Origin of the sequence: Mesorhizobium sp. M2E.F.Ca.ET.219.01.1.1, assembly GCF_004016445.2 — a bacterium.
In the GTDB taxonomy this organism is placed as follows: domain Bacteria; phylum Pseudomonadota; class Alphaproteobacteria; order Rhizobiales; family Rhizobiaceae; genus Mesorhizobium.
The window spans coordinates 428675-446908 of the sequence record NZ_SADT02000002.1; the positions used below are offsets into that span (position 1 = coordinate 428675).

The window sequence follows — 18234 nt, forward strand, 5'->3', positions numbered from 1 at the left end:
GCATACGAGGCGTATGCGAATAGGGCCAGGGCATGCACAGACCGCGCAGGGAGATGATCGCCGAGACGCGCGCCAAGCTGATCGCGGCCGCCCGCCATGCCTTCGGCACGATCGGCTATGCCGAGGCCTCGATGGACGATTTCACTGCCTCGGCCGGCCTGACGCGCGGCGCGCTCTACCATCATTTCGGCGACAAGAAGGGGCTGCTGCAGGCGGTGATCGCCGAGATCGACGGCGAGATGGCCTTGCGGGTGAACGAGGTGGCGTCGAAGGCGCCGACCCGCTGGCAGCATTTCGTCGACGAATGCACCACCTATATCGAGATGGCGCTGGAGCCGGAAATCCAGCGTATCATGTTCCGCGACGGCCCGGCTGTGCTCGGCGATCCGGCACAGTGGCCGAACGCCAACGCCTGCATCGCCTCGATGACCGGGCATCTGACCGCGTTGCAGGGGGAAGGGGTTGTCGTCGCCGATGTCGATCCCGAGACAGTTGCGCGGCTGATCAACGGCGCCAGCAGCCAGGCAGCGCAGCGCATCGCCAATTCTAAGGATCCCGAAGCCACCTCGAAGAAGGCGATTGCGGCCTTCAAGCAACTGCTCGAAGGCCTGCGCAAGAAGCCTTGAGGGCACGCTTGGGTAACCAAGCCACCACGTTGTGCACCGGTTTCGGGCCGGTGCAACCCTGCCGCGGTTGACAATAGCCGGGGCGAGCGCATCCTCCTGCGCCAACTCTTAGGGCGTGGAGAGTCGGGGCATGTGGGACTTCAGCATCGCCAGGTCGGTGTCCATCATGATGCGGACATGGCCGTTTATCGTCTTTCGCATGATCGTCTATTTCGGCATCACTGTCGCCTACATCATGGCGACCGGCACGGGTGCCAGCGTCGGCTACGGCGTCGGCCATATCTCGACCGATCCGGACGGCCCGATGTCCTTTGCGCTGTGGGGCGGCGTGGTCGGCTTCGGCGTCGTGTCGATCGCCGTCTACTGGATCCGCGAATACATCCTTTATGTGCTGAAAGCGGGTCACATCGCGGTCATGGTTCATCTGATCGACGGCCGCGATGTCCCCGACGGCCAGGGCCAGATCGCCTATGCCAAGGAAGTGGTCACCCAGCGCTTTGCCGAGGCCAACATCCTTTTCGTCGTCGACCAGCTGGTCAAGGGCGCCATCCGCGCCATCACAGGCCTGATCGGCGGCATCGCGGCCTTCCTGCCCATTCCCGGCCTGAGCGGTATTGTCAGCTTCATCAACACGGTCATCCGCCTGTCTCTGACCTATGTCGACGAGATCATCCTCGGCTACAACATCCGCATCAATTCGAACTCGCCCTTCGAAACGGCGCGGCAAGGCGTCGTGCTCTACGCGCAGAACGGCAAGCACATGGTCAAGAACGCCATCTGGCTGGCGGTGATCATGTGGGGCGTGTCCTTCGTTATCTTCCTGTTGATGCTGGCGCCCGCGGCCGCGATCCTGTGGGTCATGCCGGGACAGCTTGCCGGCTGGGCCTTCGTGCTGGCTATCGTCTTTGCCTGGGCCTTCAAGGCCGCCTTCATCGAGCCCTTCGCCATCGCATCGCTGATGCAGGTCTATTTCGAAACCATTGAAGGCCAGACGCCCAATCCCGAATGGGATCGCCGGCTGGCCGAGGCGTCGTCCAAATTCAGGGAACTGCGCGACAAGGCGCTGGGCTCCTTCGGCGGCGGCTCGCGCTGGGATACGCCCCGGGCCGCTTGATCAAGGCTTCGGAACGCCGCCGAGCTTTGCGATGGCTGATTTCAGCGGCGCCTCGCCTACGCCGCGAAACGTCTCGCTCATCACCAGCTCGGGCAGCGGCAGGCGCTTGCCCCAGCCATGCGCTTCGAGGTCCGGCTTCGGCGCGAATTCCGAGACGCGGCCGACGCACAGATAGGCGATTGGCGTGACATGCTCGGGGATCGACAGAAGCTGCTTCAGCGCCTCCGTCTCGATGATGCTCACCCAGCCGACGCCGACGCCCTCGGCGCGTGCCGCCAGCCAGAAATTCTGCACCGCGCAGACGGTGCTGTAGAGGTCCATCTCCGGATTGTGCCAGCGCCCGAGCGGCGAGTCCTTCGAGCGCCGCCGGTCGCAGGTGATGCAGAGGTTGAGCGCGCTTTCGCAGATGCCTTCGAGCTTCAGCTTGCGGTAGAGCGCCTGCCGCTCCGCCTCGATCGCCGGCAGCTCCTGCTCGCGCGCGGCGAGGAACAGGTCGCGCACTTGTCTGCGCCGCTCGGCATCGCGGATGACGATGAAGTTCCACGGCTGCATATAGCCGACCGACGGCGCATGATGCGCGGCGGTGAGAAGCCGCGCCAGCACACAGTCATCGAGATCGTCGGCCGTGAAATGGCTGCGCACGTCACGCCTGGTGAACATTGCCCGATAGACCGCGTCGCGCGCCAATTGGTCGAAGTCGTCGCCGCTCGCGGCGATCGCTGCTGCCGTCATCGCTTTTCCCTTTGCGACAAGCAGTCCCCCGCCTGACCAAGCGGAAGACCATGTCTGCCGGGCCGGTCTTCTGGCTCGGGATCGTCCCGCTCCGGCGCCTTCCCGTCTGACACAGTGGCGTTTGCCGGCGCGGTCCCCCTCACAGCGTTGGGCACGCCACGGAGTTCAACCGTGTTCCCGATTCTCCCGCGTCGCGGGCACCAGGCAGCGGAATGACCTTATCGCGAAGTTCGGCACCCGCCAATGGCGCGCACGACATGGGCTGGCGCAATTTCCCCAGCCATTCGGCTTTTCAAACATGGTCATTACGGCCGCGGGTGCCTAGATTAGGCGCCATGGCCACCCGTCTCTACACGCACCCGATCTTCCTCGAACACCTGACGCCGCCCGGCCATCCCGAGCGGCCCGACCGCCTGCGCGCCATCGAACGCGTGCTGGACGACGAGGCGTTCTCGGCGCTCGACCGCGTCAAGGCGCCGGAAGGCGACGAGAAAACCATCCTCTATGCGCATCCCGAGAACTTCGTCGAGCGCGTGCGCGCGGCGATCCCTCAGAGCGGCATCGTCTCGATCGATGCCGACACCAGCGCCAGCCCGAAAAGCTGGCAGGCCGCGGTGACGGCGATCGGCGCGGCCAACGCCGCCGTCGACGACGTCTTCGAGGGCCGCGCCTCAAATGTCTTCGTCGCCGCCCGTCCGCCCGGACATCACGCCGAAAAGACCACCGCGATGGGGTTCTGCCTGTTCAATACGGCGGCCATCGCCGCCCGCTACGCGCAGAAGAAGCACCAGGCCGAGCGCGTCGCCATCGTCGATTGGGACGTCCATCACGGCAACGGCACGCAGGACATCTTTTGGGACGACCCGTCGGTGCTCTATTGCTCGACGCATCAGATGCCGCTCTACCCAGGCACCGGGGCGAAGAGCGAGACCGGCGCCGGCAACATCGTCAACGCGCCGCTTGCGCCTCGGACCGGCAGCGACCTGTTCCGTGACGCTTTCCTGTCGCGCGTGCTGCCGTCCATTGATGCCTTCGCGCCGGATTTGATCATCATTTCCGCCGGCTTCGATGCGCACCACCGCGATCCGCTGGCCGAGATCAACCTGACCGAGGATGATTTCGACTGGGCGACCGGCCAATTGATGGAGCGCGCCGGCCGTCACAGCGGCAACAGGCTCGTCAGCCTGCTGGAAGGCGGCTACGATCTGCAGGGACTGGCATTTTCAGTCGCCGCCCATGTCGGGCGGCTGATGAAGGGATAGGGTATGGCAGTGGAAGGCAATGAGGACGTCAAGGCGATGAGCTTCGAGCAGGCGCTCGACGCGCTGGAGAAGATCGTCGACGATCTGGAGCGCGGCGACGTCCCGCTCGACCAGTCGATCAAGATCTATGAGCGCGGCGAGGCGCTGAAGGCACATTGCGACCGGCTCTTGAAGGCGGCCGAGGACAAGGTCGAGAAGATCAGGCTGTCGCGCGACGGCAAGCCGGTCGGAACGGAGCCGCTCGACGCGGAATAGTTTGGGCGGGCAGAGCAAGCAAGGTAAGGAGTTCAAGCCATGTGCCGCAACATCAAGACCCTGGCCAATTTCGAGCCGCCGGCGACCAATGACGAGGTGCATGACGCGGCGCTGCAATTCGTGCGCAAGCTGAGCGGCTCAACCAAGCCGTCCAAGCGCAACGAGCATGCTTTCCACCATGCCGTGGAGGCGATCGCCGCCATCGCGCGCGAATTGATCGATTCGCTCGAGACCAACCAGGAACCGCGCAACCGCGAGGAAGAGGCCGCCAAGGCGAAGGCCAGGTCGGCGCTGCGTTTCGCCTGAGGGAACATCATGAGCTTTTTTCCCGGAAACGACCCTGAACCCGGCGACGCCTTCGCCTGCGACCAGATCGAGCTGATGGTCATCCCCAACGCCAAGGACATCGGCGGCTTCGAGGTGCGCCGCGCCTTGCCGACGGCGAAACGCCGTCTGGTCGGGCCGTTCATCTTCTTCGACCGCATGGGCCCGGCGATCCTGCGCGCCGGCCATGCGCTCGACGTGCGTCCGCATCCGCATATCGGGCTTTCCACCGTCACCTATCTGTTCGACGGCAAGATCAGGCATCGCGACTCGCTCGGCACCGAGATGGTGATCGCGCCCGGCGACGTGAATTTGATGACCGCCGGGCGCGGCATCGTTCATTCCGAGCGCACGCCGGAGGAACTGCGCGGCGCGCCGATGTCGGTCTCCGGCCTGCAGACCTGGCTGGCGCTGCCGGACGGCAAGGAGGAGATTGCCCCGGTTTTCGCGAACACGTCGGTGGCCCGCTTGCCTGAGATCGATGCCGAAGGCGTCAGCGGCCGCGTCGTCATCGGCGAGTTCTCGGGTCTGCGCTCGCCGGTCGCGACCGCATCCGACACGCTTTACGCCGATCTGCGCCTGGCGGCGGACGCCAGCGTGAAGATCCCGGCCGATGCCGAGGAACGCGCCATCTACACGCTGGAAGGCGATGTCTCGATCGCCGGCGATGTTTTCCCCGCCGAGCGGCTCCTGGTGTTCAAGCCCGGCGAGGAGATCGTCGTCTCTTCCGAGCGCGGCGCGCATTTCATGCTGTTCGGCGGCGCTTCGCTGAGCTCCCAGCGCTACATCTGGTGGAATTTCGTCTCGTCCTCGAAGGAGCGCATCGAGCAGGCCAAGCAGGAATGGAAGACCGGCCGCTTCGATATCGTTCCTGGCGATGAGGAAGAGTTTATTCCGCTGCCCGAGAGCTAGGATCCTCTAGCCGCGCGTCACTGACGCGCATTTACATTCGCCCGGCGGCGGCCTATTCCGCGCATGATTATGGCGCAATTTGTTGGTAGCGCCTTGTTCGATCAATTGAGGCAGGACGCGCCCGAGTGAAGCCAGACACGCCGCTGCTCGACAAGGTCCGCATTCCCGCGGACCTGCGGAAGCTCGATGAGGGGGCACTGCCGCAGCTTGCCGCCGAACTGCGCGCCGAGCTCATCGACGCCGTCTCGCAGACCGGCGGCCACCTAGGCGCCGGCCTCGGCGTCGTCGAGCTGACGGTTGCCCTGCATTACGTCTTCAACACGCCTCAGGACCGGGTGATCTGGGACGTCGGCCACCAGGCCTACCCGCACAAGATCCTGACTGGCCGCCGCGACCGCATCCGCACGCTGCGCCAGGAAGGCGGTCTCTCCGGCTTCACCCGGCGCGCCGAGAGCGAATACGATCCGTTCGGTGCCGCGCACTCCTCGACCTCGATTTCCGCCGGCCTTGGCATGGCCATGGCGCGCGATCTGTCAGGCGGGCGCAACAATGTCATTTCCGTCATCGGCGACGGCTCGATGTCGGCCGGCATGGCCTTCGAGGCGCTGAACAATGCCGGCGCGCTGGATGCCCGCCTCATCGTCATCCTCAACGACAATGACATGTCGATCGCGCCGCCGACCGGCGCCATGAGCGCTTATCTGGCCAGGCTCGCCTCCGGCAAGGCCTATCTGGGCCTGCGCGATTTCGGCAAGAAGCTGACCTCCTATCTCGGCAAGCGCGCCGACCGCGCCATCACCCGCGCGGTCGAGCATGCGCGCGGCTACGTCACCGGCGGCACCTTGTTCGAGGAGCTCGGCTTCTATCACATCGGCCCGATCGACGGGCATAATCTCGAGCACCTGATCCCGGTGCTGAGGAATGTGCGCGACAACGGCAAGGGCCCGGTGCTGATCCATGTCGTGACCCAGAAGGGCAAGGGCTATGCGCCGGCCGAGGCCGCCGCCGACAAATACCACGGCGTCAACAAGTTCGACGTCATCACCGGCGCGCAGGCCAAGTCGCCGGCCAACGCGCCCGCCTACACCAAGGTCTTCGCCGAGAGCCTGATCCAGGAAGCGCGCCAGGACGAGCGTATCGTCGCCATCACCGCCGCCATGCCGAGCGGCACCGGCCTCGACCTGTTCGGCGAGGTGTTCCCGAAGCGGACCTTCGATGTCGGCATCGCCGAGCAGCATGCGGTCACCTTCGCCGCGGGGCTGGCCACCGAAGGCTACAAGCCGTTCGCCGCCATCTATTCGACCTTCCTGCAGCGTGCTTACGACCAGGTCGTCCATGATGTGGCGATCCAGAAGCTGCCGGTGCGTTTTCCCATCGATCGCGCCGGCTTCGTTGGCGCCGACGGCGCCACCCACTGCGGCGCCTTTGACACGACCTTTCTCGCGACGCTGCCGGGCTTCGTCGTCATGGCCGCGGCCGACGAGGCGGAGCTTCGCCATATGGTGTGCACGGCGGCGTCCTATGATGACGGTCCGATCGCCTTCCGCTATCCGCGCGGCAACGGCGTCGGCGTCGACATGCCGGAGCGCGGCTCGGTGCTCGAGATCGGCAAGGGCCGCATCCTCAAGGAAGGGACCAAGGTGGCGCTGCTTTCCTTCGGCACGCGGCTTCAGGATTGCCTCCTGGCCGCCGAGGAGCTCGGCGCCGCCGGCCTCTCCACCACCGTCGCCGACGCCCGCTTCGCCAAGCCGCTGGATGAGGATCTGGTCCGCCGGCTCGCCCGTTCGCATGAAGTGCTGGTGACCGTGGAGGAGGGCGCCATCGGCGGCTTCGCCAGCCAGGTCCTGCATTTCCTTGCCCATCAAGGCCTCTTGGAAAGCGGCCTCAAGGTGCGCCCGCTGGTCTTGCCGGACGTGTTCACCGACCACGCCAAGCCCGAAAAAATGTATGCCGATGCCGGCCTGGATTCTGCCGGCATCGTGCGCACGGTCTTCGCGACGCTCGGTCATGGCGTGCAGGCACAGCGCGCCTGAATCAGGACTTCAACACGCTGAATCGGTTTGCCGGCTTCCGGCCATAAGCTTTTGTTAACGCTCCCGTTTGGCGGTTCGCTTACCCTGTCTCTTGGCCGATTTTCAACGGCGCCCTGCTAAGACCTTGGTCCTGGGCAGGGGACTAAGAACCATGAAATCGTTTCTTTGCGGCGTGGGCTTGTTGGCGTCCATGATCGCACCGGTGGCAGCCGAAACGCGTTACGACCGCAATATCGAAAAGGCGGCGAGGGACATTGTCGCCGGCAAGATGGGCAACATCCGCGGCGGCTTCTCCTACAAGCAGAGGCCGCAGTTCGTTGTGCTGCCGGAAGTGACGATGCCGACGGAGCCGGCGCCAGTAGAGGCGCCGCGCAAGGAAGCCTCCGGCAACGATGGCTTGACGCCAGCCGTCGAACGTCGGGTCTCGCGAACCGTTTTCTAAAACCACATATCGCGCACGCAACGCCCGTCGCGCGGCAGGTCGTCAAACGTCTCGAGGCCGTCGAAATGGTCGATCGGCAGGTCGGCGACTTCCTCCGGCGGCGCCAGCCTGACATTGACGGCGATGCGCGTGCGACTGCTTTCGTCGGAGAGCATGCCGCGCCAGGCGAGCACGCAGGCGCAGGTCGGGCAGAACAGGATTTCCAGCGCGGGTTCGGCCACCTCGGCGCGCGTGTAGGACTTCAGCGGCCCGGCGAGCCGAATGCGTTCATCGGCATAATCATAAGCCCAGAGCGCGCCGTAGCGGCGGCAAAGCGTGCAATTGCAGGCGGTGATTCCACCCGGATCACCCTCCAGCGTCCAATGGGCCGCGCCGCAATGACAGGTCCCCTTCAGCATCGACACCTCCGATCGACAGCCCGCCGTGGCGGCATTCTGCAGCCTCTTGCGCGGTATTCAACCCATTGCGTTCGCGCCCGCCTTTCGCCAATGAAGGCCGATGAATTCCCCTTTGCCATCAAGCCAGCGCCAGCGGCTCGACGAATTGCTCGTCGGGCGCGGCCTGTTCGCCAGCCGATCTCGCGCCCGCGACGCGATCGAGCGCGGCACGGTCACGGTTGACGGCACCGTCGCGCGCAAGCCCGGCCAACCCGTCGCGGCGGATTGTGTCGTCGCCATCGACGATCCTGCCCAGGCCTATGTGTCGCGCGCGGCATTGAAGCTGATCGCCGGCCTCGACCGTTTCGGCCTCTATCCTGCCGGCAGCGAGGCGCTCGATGTCGGCGCCTCGACCGGCGGCTTCACCCAGGTGCTGCTCGAGCGCGGCGCGGCCCACGTCACGGCGATCGATGTCGGCCACGGCCAGATGCACCCCGACATTGCCGCTGATCCGCGCGTCACCGCAATCGAAGGGTTGAACGCCCGCGATCTGACGGCGGCCGATCTCGGCGGCCGCGTTCCGGATTTCCTGGTTTGCGACGTCTCCTTCATCTCGCTGAAGCTGGCGCTGCCGCCCGCGCTGGAATTGGCGGGCGAGGGCGCCAAGGCGATCCTTCTGGTCAAGCCGCAATTCGAGGCCGGGCGCGAGGCGATCGGCAGGGGAGGGTTGCTCAGGGAGCCTGAAGACGCTGAGCGCGTTGCTGTCGGCTTGCGCGACTGGCTCGCCGGCTTCCCCGGTTGGCGGGTCCTCGGGCTGCATCCGTCGCCGATCGAAGGCGGCGACGGCAACCGCGAGTTCCTGCTGGCCGCCATCAAGGACGCGGGACCATTGCGATGAGCACACGCTTCACCATAGCCAGGCTGGGCTCGCAGGGCGACGGCATCGCCAACGCCGAGGGCGGGGAGGTGTTCATTCCGTTCACGCTGCCCGGCGAGACGGTCACCGCCGCGCGCCAGAAGGACCGCGCCGCGCTGATGTCGGTGCTGGAAGCCTCGCCGCTCAGGACCGACCCGACCTGCCGCCATTTCACCGAATGCGGCGGTTGCGCGCTCCAGCATTACGAGGCCGAAGCTTACCGCCAATGGAAGCGCGAGAGGGTCGTGCAGGCGCTGAAGGCCAAGGGCATCGCTTGCGACATCGCCGCGCTGGTGCCTTGCGCGCCGCACAGCCGCCGTCGCGTCACTTTCAGCGCCAGGCGCACCGAGGCCGGCATTCTGCTCGGCTTCGTTCGCGCCTTGTCGTCGGAGATCATCCCGATCGAGGAATGCCCGATCTCACTTCCGGCGATCGTCTCGGCGCTCGACAGGTTGCGCGCCCTGGCTGGCTTGGTCTGCGCCACGTCGAAAGCCTTTCATATGACGGTGACCGTCACTGCTTCCGGCCTCGACATTGCCGTCCATGAGGCCGGCAAGCTTGGCGACCACCAGCGACGCATTGCCTCCAACTTCGTCATGGCCGAGGGCCTTGCGCGGCTTTCCGTCGACGGCGAGATCATTGTCGAGCCGAAGAAGCCGGTGGTGCAGTTCGGCCCGGTCGCCGTCGCCGTGCCGCCTGGCGCCTTCCTGCAGGCGACGGAAGCCGCCGAGCAGGCGATGGCCGGCCTCGTCGGCCAGCATCTGTCGCGAGCCAGGAAGGTCGCGGATCTGTTTGCCGGTTGTGGCAGCTTCGCCCTGCGGCTTGGCGCGAAGTCCGAGGTCCATGCCGTCGAAGGCGAAGCCGCGGCACTCGCCGCGCTCGACCGCGCTTACCGCTTCGCCACCGGCCTGAAGCGGGTGACCGCCGAACGCCGCGACCTGTTCCGCCGGCCGCTGACCTTCAAGGAGTTGAACGCCTTCGACGGCCTGGTCTTCGACCCGCCGCGCGCCGGCGCCGAGGAACAGTCGAAGCAGATCGCCCGTTCCGACGTGCCGCTGGTCGCAGCCGTCTCCTGCAATCCTGTGACGCTCGCGCGCGATCTGCGCATCCTTATCGACGGCGGCTATGCGTTGAAGAGTGTCACGCCGATCGATCAGTTCCTGTGGTCGTCGCATGTCGAGGCCGTGGCGCTTTTGGAGAGGCCGAAGCGGCGCCGATAGCCGAAGCAACTTCGATCACATTTTGTTGAAGTCGCCGCTTGCGCGCGGGCCGCCGGAGTCGCGCCGCAAAGCCGCCTCTTTGCGCCGATCTATTCGCAATCGCTGGGGGAAGAGGAAGGGCCCTGTCAGCGTTGGTTGCTTTATCCAGGGTGGCCTGAAATGCGCACGCTCCAGAAACTCCTCGCTTCGCTTGTCCTCATCATCCTCGCGGCCGGTTCGGCGACCGGCGCGTTGGCCCAGGGGGAAAAACGCCTCGCCTTCGTCATCGGCAATGCCGCCTATCCATCGGGCGAACTGGCAACGCCGGCCAACGATGCCGGACTGATCGCGCAGACCTTGCAGGCGGCCGGCGTCGACGTCGTCGGCGCCCGCGATGTCGACCAGGAATCGTTGCGCGGCGCCTATCGCGATTTCCTGGCCAAGGTTTCGGACGCCGGTCCCGACGCGGTCGTCTTCGTCTACCTGGCCGGCCATGGCGCGCAGTTCGAGGGCGAGAACTACTTCCTGCCGGTCGACGCCAAGATCGCCAATCCGGCCGACGTGCCGATCCAGGCGGTGCGGGTTTCCGACCTCACGAGGCCGCTCGCCGCCTTGCCGAACAAGGTCAACATCGTCGTGCTCGACGCGGCGCGGCCGAATGATTTTCCCGAGTCGGACCAGCCGCTGGCCGGCGGTCTCGCGTTGGTCGATCCCGACCCGAACATGCTGATCGCCTTCAACGCCGCGCCGGGCACGGCGGCTCCGGAAGGCAAAGGGCCGTACGGGGCCTACGCCCAGGCGCTCGCCGAGATGATGCGCGATGGCGGCCTTTCGCTCGAGGATGTGTTCGACCGCACCCGCCTGCGCGTCAACGAGGTCACGCAAGGCGCGCAGGTGCCGTGGGACGCCTCGAAAATCGACGCGCCCTTCGTTTTCTTCGACCGCGCGCCGGATGCGCCGCCACCGCAGGTTTCCGAAGCGGAATCCCAGGCCGACCGCACCAGGGAGATCCGCGATTTCGACGCCCATGACGCCTATGTCGCGGCCCTCGACCGCGACACGATGCGCGGCTACGAGGATTTCCTCGTCGCCTATCCGCACGATCCGATGGCCAAGCGCGTGCGCGCCATCATCGCGGCGCGGCGCGAGGCGATCACCTGGCGTCAGACCTGGATGCGCGACACGCCCGAGGCCTACTGGTCTTACCTCGAGCGCTATCCGCACGGGCCGCACGCCTGGGACGCGCGCCGCCGGCTCGAGCATTTCGACGCCGAGCTTGAGCCGCCGCCGAGCTTCTCCATCATCGTCTATGACGTGCCGCCGCCACCGCCGGAGGAAATCATCTATGTCGAGCGTCCGGTGCTCTATTTCGACGATCCAGATTTCGATTTCGATCCGCCGCCGCCGGTCGCGGTGATCTTCCTGCCGCCGCCGCCGCCGGAATTCATCGTGCTGCCGCCACCACGCCCGCCGGTCGAGGTTTTTGTTCTGCCGGTGCCGGTCTTCGTGCCGTTCCCAAGGTGGATCAACCCGCCGCATGACATCGTGCCCCCGCCGGACAACATCATCTTCAACAACATCCACAACACCACGATCATCAACAACACGGTGATCAACGAGAACAACCAGGCGGGGCAGGGCGGTGGCTTGACCACCGGCCAGAAGCTGACCGCCGGCGCGGCCGGGCTGGGCGCCGCCGCCTTGGCCACCAAGGTGGCGCTGCCGCCGCTGCTGCAGAAGAAGGCCGTGCTTCAGCAAGGCAAGCAGCCCGGCCTGGTGGCGCCCCTGGAAAAGCCCTTGTCGAAGAAACTTGCGACCGAGCATGCCTTGCCGGGAGCCAACGGCAAGACGCTGCCGCTGGTGAACGGCAAGCCGCTGCCCCTCGCCAAAGGCAAGACGGTTCCGCTCGCGAATGGCAAGACGGTTCCGCTCCCGAACGGCAAGCCGCTCCCGCTCGTCAACGGCAAGCCGGCAGCGGCGGACAGCCGCCTGAAAACGCTCGGCAAGCAGGGCGAAGTCGCCACCGGTCAGGGCACCGAGGTGCAGACCGGCAAGGGCAAATTCCGCAAGCTGCCTGCCGTCAACGGCGTGCCTGCCACAAATAAGCCGACGGTGCAGGACAAGCTTGGGAACAACAACCCGACGAGCCTGTCCGACCAGAATGGCGGCAAACCGAAGCGGCTCACGCGCAAGGACCTTGCCGGCGAGACCCTCGTTCCAAACGGGCAGGGCACAGTCTTCGGCAACGACAAGGGCAAGAAGTTACGCAAGCTGGGCGGTGAACCGGCCGGCGGCGAGGTCGATGTCCAGCGCAATTTCAAGGTCAACAAACCGAACGCGCAGGTGCTGTCCAAGCAGGAAAAGCCCGAATTCCATGCGCAGCCGAAGTTCCAGGTCCAGCCGCAGGAGAAGCGTCTGGTGCAGCAGCCCAAGCCGCAGCCGCAGCAGGGAAACAAGAAGCCGAGCTGCGGTCTTCCGGGCGAGCCGCCCTGCAAGCAATAGGCTTGCCGCAGGCGGGACGGCAGCTTTTCAATTGATGGGCCGGGCTTCCCGGCTCATCAATCCGCGGATCGGGCGGTCGTGGGGCCGCAGCGTGTCAATCCGCCGGAGACTGGCCGAGCATACGGTTAAGCAATGTCGGCTATGAACTCGGCGTCAGTCGTTTCGCCGTGCCGCCGCGCTGGTTGAGCGAAACCCAGATGTTCGGGTTCTGCTGCGACTGCCGCTTCAGGAAATAATAGCCGGTCGCGTTCCAGGGCCGGATTTCGTCGACCAGATTGTCCAGCACGAGATCGCCCTTGTCGGTCTTCACCGTCAGGATGGTATGGCCCTCGCCGCTCAGGTCGCGCACCACCGTCATCAACAGCGCCTGCCGGGGGAAGCCTGCCTCCTGGAGAAGCTTGCGCTTGTAGAGCGCGTAGATCTTGCAGTCGCCCTTGCCGTCCGTCGGATAGTCCCAGTGGTCCATCATCGTGCCCCAGTGGTCGTAGTTGCTCACGGGCTTGATGGAGCGGTTGGCCTTCTGGTTGACCCGCTGGAGGGTACGCATGTTCTGCGCGGTCAGCTTGACGCTCGCGGCAGGCAAAGCGTGCACCTTGCACTCCTTCGGCCGGCGATGACAGAAATCGAGCCAGCCATAAGGAACGCTGGTGCTTGCGCCGACCGTGGCGGAACTGGCGGCAGGTCGTGTCGACGTTAGCTTGAACAGCAACGACTGCGCCGCTGCAGGGCTGACACAGAACGATGAAACACCAATCAACGAAACAAGGCCAAACAGGAAGGAAGAGGTCGGGACGCAAGGGGATCGCTTCACTGCCAACACCACCGCAACGAGGAGACTGGCGACAGGCTAATGCGCAAACGCCGGCCCGGCCAATTAAACAATTAATAATGTCCTAACACGATTGTGTTCACTTCAAGGAGCGAGCAGGCGCCCACGGCCGGAAAGCGCAATGGTCAGCCTTTGCCGGACAGAATGCGCTCGACGAAGGCCGGCACGACCTCTGTGGCCGGTCCCTCGATCTGCTCGTCGAAACGCGAGGCCCAGCCGGCGCATTTCAGGTTGAGCTCGACCGTCAAGGCGCCGGCGGCACGCGCCTCCTCCACGAAACCCGCCGCTGGATAGACACTGCCGCTGGTGCCGATCGCCGCGAAGAGGTCGCAGCCGGTCAACGCATCACCGATCTCTTCCATGCGATAGGGCATCTCGCCGAACCAGACGACGTCCGGCCGCAATCCAGCACCACAGGCCGGGCACTGCGATTGGACAGTTATGTCGTCGACCCATGCGCTGCTTTCGCCACAGCCAAGGCAAAGCGCGCGCCCGAGTTCCCCATGCATGTGGATCAGACTGCGCGAGCCGGCGCGCTCATGCAGGTCATCGATGTTCTGCGTGACGACCAGCACCTTGCCCGGCAGCGCCTGTTCGAGCTTGGCCAGCGCCGCATGCGCGGCATTGGGCTTGACCGCGCCCACCTGGCGCCGCCGCATGTTGTAAAAATCCTGGACCTTCGCGGGGTCGCGGGCAAAGCCCTGCGGCGTGGCGACATCCTCGAGGTTGAATTTAGCCCAGACGCCGTCGGGATCGCGGAATGTCGCGACACCCGATTCCGCCGAAATGCCGGCGCCCGTCAGGATGACGATCTTGGAAATGGCCGAGGTCCCTGAATTGCGAACCCGCTGTTTTCGCGGGCGATGATACCGGAATGCTCCGGTGCCTCAAACCCTGGTGCCGCCCACCGTCATCTGGTTCATCCTGAGATGCGGTTGGCCGACGCCCACCGGCACGCCCTGTCCGGCCTTGCCGCACATGCCGATGCCGTTGTCGAGCTTCATGTCGTTGCCGATAATGCTGACGCGGTGCATGGCGTCCGGACCGTTGCCGATCAGCATCGCGCCCTTGATCGGCTGCGTCACCTTGCCGTTCTCGATCATGTAGGCCTCGGTGCAGCCGAACACGAATTTGCCCGATGTGATGTCGACCTGGCCGCCGCCGAAGGAGACGGCGTAGATGCCGTTCTTGACTGAGGCGATGATCTCTTCCGGCTCCATGTCGCCGGCGGTCATGTAGGTGTTGGTCATGCGCGGCATCGGTTGGTGGGCATAGCCCTCGCGCCTTCCGTTGCCGGTCGCCTTCATGCCCATCAGCCGGGCGTTCTGGCGGTCCTGCATATAGCCGACCAGCTTGCCGTCCTCGATCAGGACGTTGCGCGCCGAAGGCGTTCCTTCGTCATCGACGGTGAGGGAGCCGCGCCGCTCGGGGATGGTGCCGTCGTCGACCACCGTGACGCCCTTCGCCGCCACTTGTTGGCCCATCAGGCCGGCGAAGGCCGATGTCTTCTTGCGGTTGAAGTCGCCCTCGAGCCCGTGGCCGACCGCCTCGTGCAGCATCACGCCCGGCCAGCCGCTGGACAGCACGATGTCGAACGTTCCGGCGGGCGCTGGAACCGCCTCGAGATTGACCAGCGCTTGCCGCAGAGCCTCGCTTGCCGCATGCTTCCAGCTTTCCTCGCTGACGAACTCGCCGAAGCTCTTGCGCCCGCCCATCCCGTAGGAGCCGCTCTCCTGCCGGTCGCCGCTGCCGACCACGACCGATACGTTGATCCGGACCAGCGGGCGGATGTCGCGCACGATCTGGCCGTCCCCGCGCACGATCTCGACATGCTGCCAGGAGGCGGCAAGCGAGGCCGTCACCTGGCGCACGCGCGGGTCCTTCGCGCGCAGCCAGCCGTCGATCTCCTGCAACAGCTTGGCCTTGGCCTCGAAGGACGGCGAGGGGATGGGGTTCTCGTCGCCATAGAGATGGCGGTTGGTGCGGGCCGGCGCGCCGGCAAGCGTGCCGGAATAGCCGCCCTTGACCGCCGAGACGGCATCGGCCGCGCGCAGCAGCGAGGCTTCGGAAAGATCGCTCGAATGCGCATAGCCGGTGGCCTCGCCGGCTACGGCGCGCAGGCCGAACCCCTGGTCGGTGTTGAAATTGGCCGTCTTCAGCCGGCCATTGTCGAACATCAGCGCCTCGCTCTCGCTGTATTCGAGGAACAGCTCGCCATCGTCGGCGCCCTTGATGGTCTCGGTGACGATCTCCTTGACGCGATCGTCGGAAATATCGAATTGGCCGATCAGGCTGTTCATGGCAAATCCATTCGTGGGAACAAAATCGTGCAACGGATGTAGGCGCGAAGCTGCCGTCGCACAATCGCCAACGAGAATGAAGCCGGCGATTGCGACGCCGTCACTTGCCGTTGACGAAGTCCTTGATGTTGCCGGCCATCGCGTTCCAGTTGGAGAACTGCTCCTCCAGATTGGCCTTGGTGATGCCGCCGGCGAAGCTGACATCCATCTTGAAATTCGAGCCGCCGCCCGAATAGGCCTTCACCCAGCGGTACTTTGCGTTCCAGGCATTGGCCTGGTCGGCGGTCAGCGGATCGGTGTAGCCGGTCGAGAACTGCAGCGACCTGCAGTTCTCGTGGTCTTCGCAGCCATAGAAATAGATCACGTATTTGACGCCTTCGACGCGGCCGGAAATCATCGGGTCGCCATTGTCGTCCTTGTCCATCCTGGCCGAGCCGAAGCCCTTGGCGATACCGAGGACTGTCGCTGGGTCTGGCTGCTGGAGGACGTCGGCATCCTGCGCCCGTGCTGCCGAAACCGCGCCGGCCAACACCAGACCGGCAATGGAAATGGACAGCGACGCGCGCATAGAACCTCCTGGCCGCCAAACGCGCATTCGCCACCGACCTCGGCGTCGGAAGCGGCGCATGGGCAAGAAGATCAAGGTAGGGCGGCGAAGCCTTCCGCAAAGCCCTTGAGGTCGACGGGAATGCCGATGCCCTCTTCCGGGGTCTGGAAGACGATGAAGGTGGCCGAGGTGCCGCTCTTCAACGTGTCGAGCAGCGGCTTTTCGAGGATCACCTCGGCATAGCAGCCGTCCTGGAAGCAGCGCACGAAATAGGCGCGGCCGATATCTTTGCCGTCGACATTGAGACCGAGGCCGTTGGGCAGCAGAACGCCGAGCGGCGCCAGCACGCGCAGGATCTCGGCCTTGTTGTCGGCGGTGCGCAGCACCACGACCGAAAGCCCCATTTCAGGACGATCCTCGGCGACGACGTTCTGCATCATCACGCATTGCTCGGAGGTCGCTCCCGCCGGCGTATCGCAGATGATCGACCATGCGCCATGCGTCGACTTCACCGTGCCGCTGGGCGGCGTGGCGTTGTTCGGCGCGGCGGCGGCGCCAACGGCTATGCCGACGCCGAGCAAGGCGACGGCAAGAACGACCTTCGCCAAGGTTCTCGAAAGCCAGGAAGTCATGACGGCTCCATTGCGAATCACGGCACTTTAAGCTGCGCCCGGGCCAAGTAAAGGACGAGACCGTCGCCGGTGCGCCCCGATACCGGCAATTGCGTGCTTTTCCAAAGCAAATTCGCCCGAATTGGGGCCGTTGCGCATATAGCGTGGCGAGCGCCGAACACGGCCTTCGTGTTGCGCGCAAAAATGCCGCACGGTTTCCTCCGCTCCTTTCTTGCGGAGGGAAAAAGAGTATGGTTTGAACCACCCAGGGACAGACCGGGATTCCCAATCCCGGTATCGTCCGTTATTGGTGCGACAAGATCGCGGGAAGCGGGAGACGAGAGGGCGATGAGGAAATTCCTGGCAAGCGCTAAATTCTTGGCAGGTACGGCAGCTTCGGCCGTGCTCTTCTCCGGTGCCGCGGCCCGTGCCGACCAGCCGCGGGCGTGGGAGGTGTCCTTCCAGGAGCCAGCGACCGACATGATGCGGCAGATCGAGCGCTTCGGGAACTACACGATGTGGTTCATCGTCCCGATCACCGTTCTCGTGCTGGTGCTTCTGCTGGCTTGCATCGTCAGGTTCCGCGCCAGCGCCAATCCGGTGCCGTCAAAGACCAGCCACAACACGCTGATCGAGGTGATCTGGACGGTCGGGCCGGTGATCGTGCTCCTGCTCATCGCCATTCCCTCCTTCCAGCTGCTCACCGCGCAGTACACGCCGCCGGAAGAAGCCAAGCTCACCGTCAAGGCGACCGGCAACCAGTGGAACTGGGATTACGAGTATCAGGTCGACAAGACCTTCTCGTTCAACTCGGCGGTTCTGCAGGATGGCGACCGTGCCAAGGCCGGCAAGGAGGATCGCAACCTCTATCCGCGCCTGCTCGCCGTCGACAACGAGCTGGTCGTGCCGGTCAACACCACGACCCGGATGCTGATCACCGCGACCGACGTCATCCACTCCTTCGCGGTGCCGTCCTTCGGCATCAAGATGGACGCCGTTCCCGGCCGCACCAACGAGACCTGGTTCAAGGCGGAGAAGGAAGGCCTCTATTACGGCCAGTGCTCGCAGCTCTGCGGCAAGGACCACGCTTTCATGCCGATCGCGGTCCGCGTCGTTTCCGATGCGCAGTTCAAGACCTGGCTCGAGACGGCCAAGACCGACGTGCCTGCCGCCAACAAGGCGCTGATGGCCGAGATCGATGGTACCAACAAGGTAGCGGCCGCCGGCAACTGATGCCGCGGGTTAGCAAGATT

General features: G+C 65.1%; 19 protein-coding genes and 1 riboswitch. Of the genes, 12 read left to right on the plus strand and 7 right to left on the minus strand.

Annotation, left to right across the window (positions count from 1 at the left end; translation table 11 throughout):
* Positions 1-32 precede the first annotated feature (32 nt).
* Both EN862_RS12455 and EN862_RS12460 read left to right on the plus strand, forming a co-directional pair.
* A complete protein-coding gene (locus EN862_RS12455) occupies positions 33-626 on the plus strand; it encodes a TetR/AcrR family transcriptional regulator (RefSeq protein ID WP_127867067.1) in 594 nt (197 codons plus the stop codon).
* Positions 627-756: 130 nt separating this feature from the next.
* Positions 757-1740 (plus strand): hypothetical protein, encoded by a 984-nt coding sequence (locus EN862_RS12460; RefSeq protein ID WP_127867068.1) that lies wholly within the window; start codon positions 757-759, stop codon positions 1738-1740.
* Here EN862_RS12460 and bluB read toward each other — a convergent pair whose 3' ends face one another.
* A complete protein-coding gene (gene bluB / locus EN862_RS12465) occupies positions 1741-2472 on the minus strand; it encodes a 5,6-dimethylbenzimidazole synthase (protein WP_127867069.1) in 732 nt (243 codons plus the stop codon).
* Positions 2473-2514: 42 nt separating this feature from the next.
* Positions 2515-2692: riboswitch (cobalamin riboswitch) on the minus strand.
* 115 nt (positions 2693-2807) lie between these two features.
* Between bluB and EN862_RS12470 the strand changes: the two genes are divergently transcribed.
* The 6 genes from EN862_RS12470 to EN862_RS12495 all read left to right on the plus strand — a co-directional run bounded on the left by EN862_RS12470 (position 2808) and on the right by EN862_RS12495 (position 7700).
* On the plus strand, positions 2808-3734 hold the full coding sequence (locus EN862_RS12470; protein ID WP_127867070.1) for a histone deacetylase family protein: 927 nt from the start codon (positions 2808-2810) through the stop codon (positions 3732-3734).
* A gap of 3 nt (positions 3735-3737) precedes the next feature.
* Positions 3738-3989 (plus strand): exodeoxyribonuclease VII small subunit, encoded by a 252-nt coding sequence (locus tag EN862_RS12475; protein WP_027164646.1) that lies wholly within the window; start codon positions 3738-3740, stop codon positions 3987-3989.
* A gap of 39 nt (positions 3990-4028) precedes the next feature.
* Positions 4029-4295 carry a DUF2277 domain-containing protein gene (locus EN862_RS12480; protein ID WP_127282518.1) on the plus strand — a complete coding sequence of 89 codons (267 nt, stop codon included), beginning with the start codon at positions 4029-4031 and terminating at the stop codon, positions 4293-4295.
* 9 nt (positions 4296-4304) lie between these two features.
* On the plus strand, positions 4305-5225 hold the full coding sequence (locus EN862_RS12485) for a pirin family protein (protein ID WP_127867071.1): 921 nt from the start codon (positions 4305-4307) through the stop codon (positions 5223-5225).
* A gap of 125 nt (positions 5226-5350) precedes the next feature.
* A complete protein-coding gene (gene dxs, locus EN862_RS12490; RefSeq protein ID WP_127867072.1) occupies positions 5351-7258 on the plus strand; it encodes a 1-deoxy-D-xylulose-5-phosphate synthase in 1908 nt (635 codons plus the stop codon).
* Between the two features lie 151 nt (positions 7259-7409).
* The gene (locus EN862_RS12495) at positions 7410-7700 is read left to right on the plus strand and encodes a hypothetical protein (RefSeq protein ID WP_127867073.1); all 291 of its coding nucleotides are present in this window, start codon (positions 7410-7412) and stop codon (positions 7698-7700) included.
* Here the strand turns inward: EN862_RS12495 and EN862_RS12500 are convergent.
* On the minus strand, positions 7697-8098 hold the full coding sequence (locus EN862_RS12500; RefSeq protein WP_127867074.1) for a GFA family protein: 402 nt from the start codon (positions 8096-8098) through the stop codon (positions 7697-7699). The two genes, EN862_RS12495 and EN862_RS12500, sit on opposite strands and share 4 nt — an antisense overlap.
* A gap of 100 nt (positions 8099-8198) precedes the next feature.
* On the opposite strand from EN862_RS12500, the gene EN862_RS12505 reads away from it, so the two are divergent.
* The 3 genes from EN862_RS12505 (at position 8199) to EN862_RS12515 (ending at position 12694) form a co-directional block, all read left to right on the plus strand.
* Positions 8199-8975 carry a TlyA family RNA methyltransferase gene (locus tag EN862_RS12505; RefSeq protein ID WP_127867075.1) on the plus strand — a complete coding sequence of 259 codons (777 nt, stop codon included), beginning with the start codon at positions 8199-8201 and terminating at the stop codon, positions 8973-8975.
* The gene (locus EN862_RS12510) at positions 8972-10213 is read left to right on the plus strand and encodes a class I SAM-dependent RNA methyltransferase (protein ID WP_127867076.1); all 1242 of its coding nucleotides are present in this window, start codon (positions 8972-8974) and stop codon (positions 10211-10213) included. The genes EN862_RS12505 and EN862_RS12510 overlap by 4 nt, the downstream gene beginning before the upstream one ends.
* Positions 10214-10372: 159 nt before the next feature.
* Positions 10373-12694, plus strand: coding sequence for a caspase domain-containing protein (locus tag EN862_RS12515; RefSeq protein WP_127867077.1), 2322 nt, complete (start codon positions 10373-10375; stop codon positions 12692-12694).
* Between the two features lie 139 nt (positions 12695-12833).
* Here the strand turns inward: EN862_RS12515 and EN862_RS12520 are convergent, their stop codons facing one another.
* From EN862_RS12520 to EN862_RS12540, 5 genes are all read right to left on the minus strand, one after another.
* Positions 12834-13517 carry a transglutaminase-like cysteine peptidase gene (locus tag EN862_RS12520; protein WP_348632073.1) on the minus strand — a complete coding sequence of 228 codons (684 nt, stop codon included), beginning with the start codon at positions 13515-13517 and terminating at the stop codon, positions 12834-12836.
* Positions 13518-13648: 131 nt separating this feature from the next.
* A complete protein-coding gene (locus EN862_RS12525; protein ID WP_127867078.1) occupies positions 13649-14344 on the minus strand; it encodes an NAD-dependent deacylase in 696 nt (231 codons plus the stop codon).
* 66 nt (positions 14345-14410) lie between these two features.
* Complete coding sequence (tldD, locus tag EN862_RS12530; RefSeq protein ID WP_127867079.1) at positions 14411-15823, minus strand: metalloprotease TldD; 1413 nt, start codon at positions 15821-15823, stop codon at positions 14411-14413.
* 100 nt (positions 15824-15923) lie between these two features.
* Positions 15924-16391, minus strand: a complete 468-nt coding sequence (locus EN862_RS12535) for a YbjN domain-containing protein (RefSeq protein ID WP_189401748.1) — start codon at positions 16389-16391, stop codon at positions 15924-15926.
* 71 nt (positions 16392-16462) lie between these two features.
* Positions 16463-17002, minus strand: coding sequence for an invasion associated locus B family protein (locus EN862_RS12540; protein ID WP_095816318.1), 540 nt, complete (start codon positions 17000-17002; stop codon positions 16463-16465).
* A gap of 327 nt (positions 17003-17329) precedes the next feature.
* Between EN862_RS12540 and coxB the strand changes: the two genes are divergently transcribed.
* Entirely contained in the window at positions 17330-18214 is an 885-nt protein-coding gene (gene coxB, locus EN862_RS12545; RefSeq protein WP_127867081.1) for a cytochrome c oxidase subunit II, read from the plus strand.
* Positions 18215-18234: the final 20 nt, after the last annotated feature.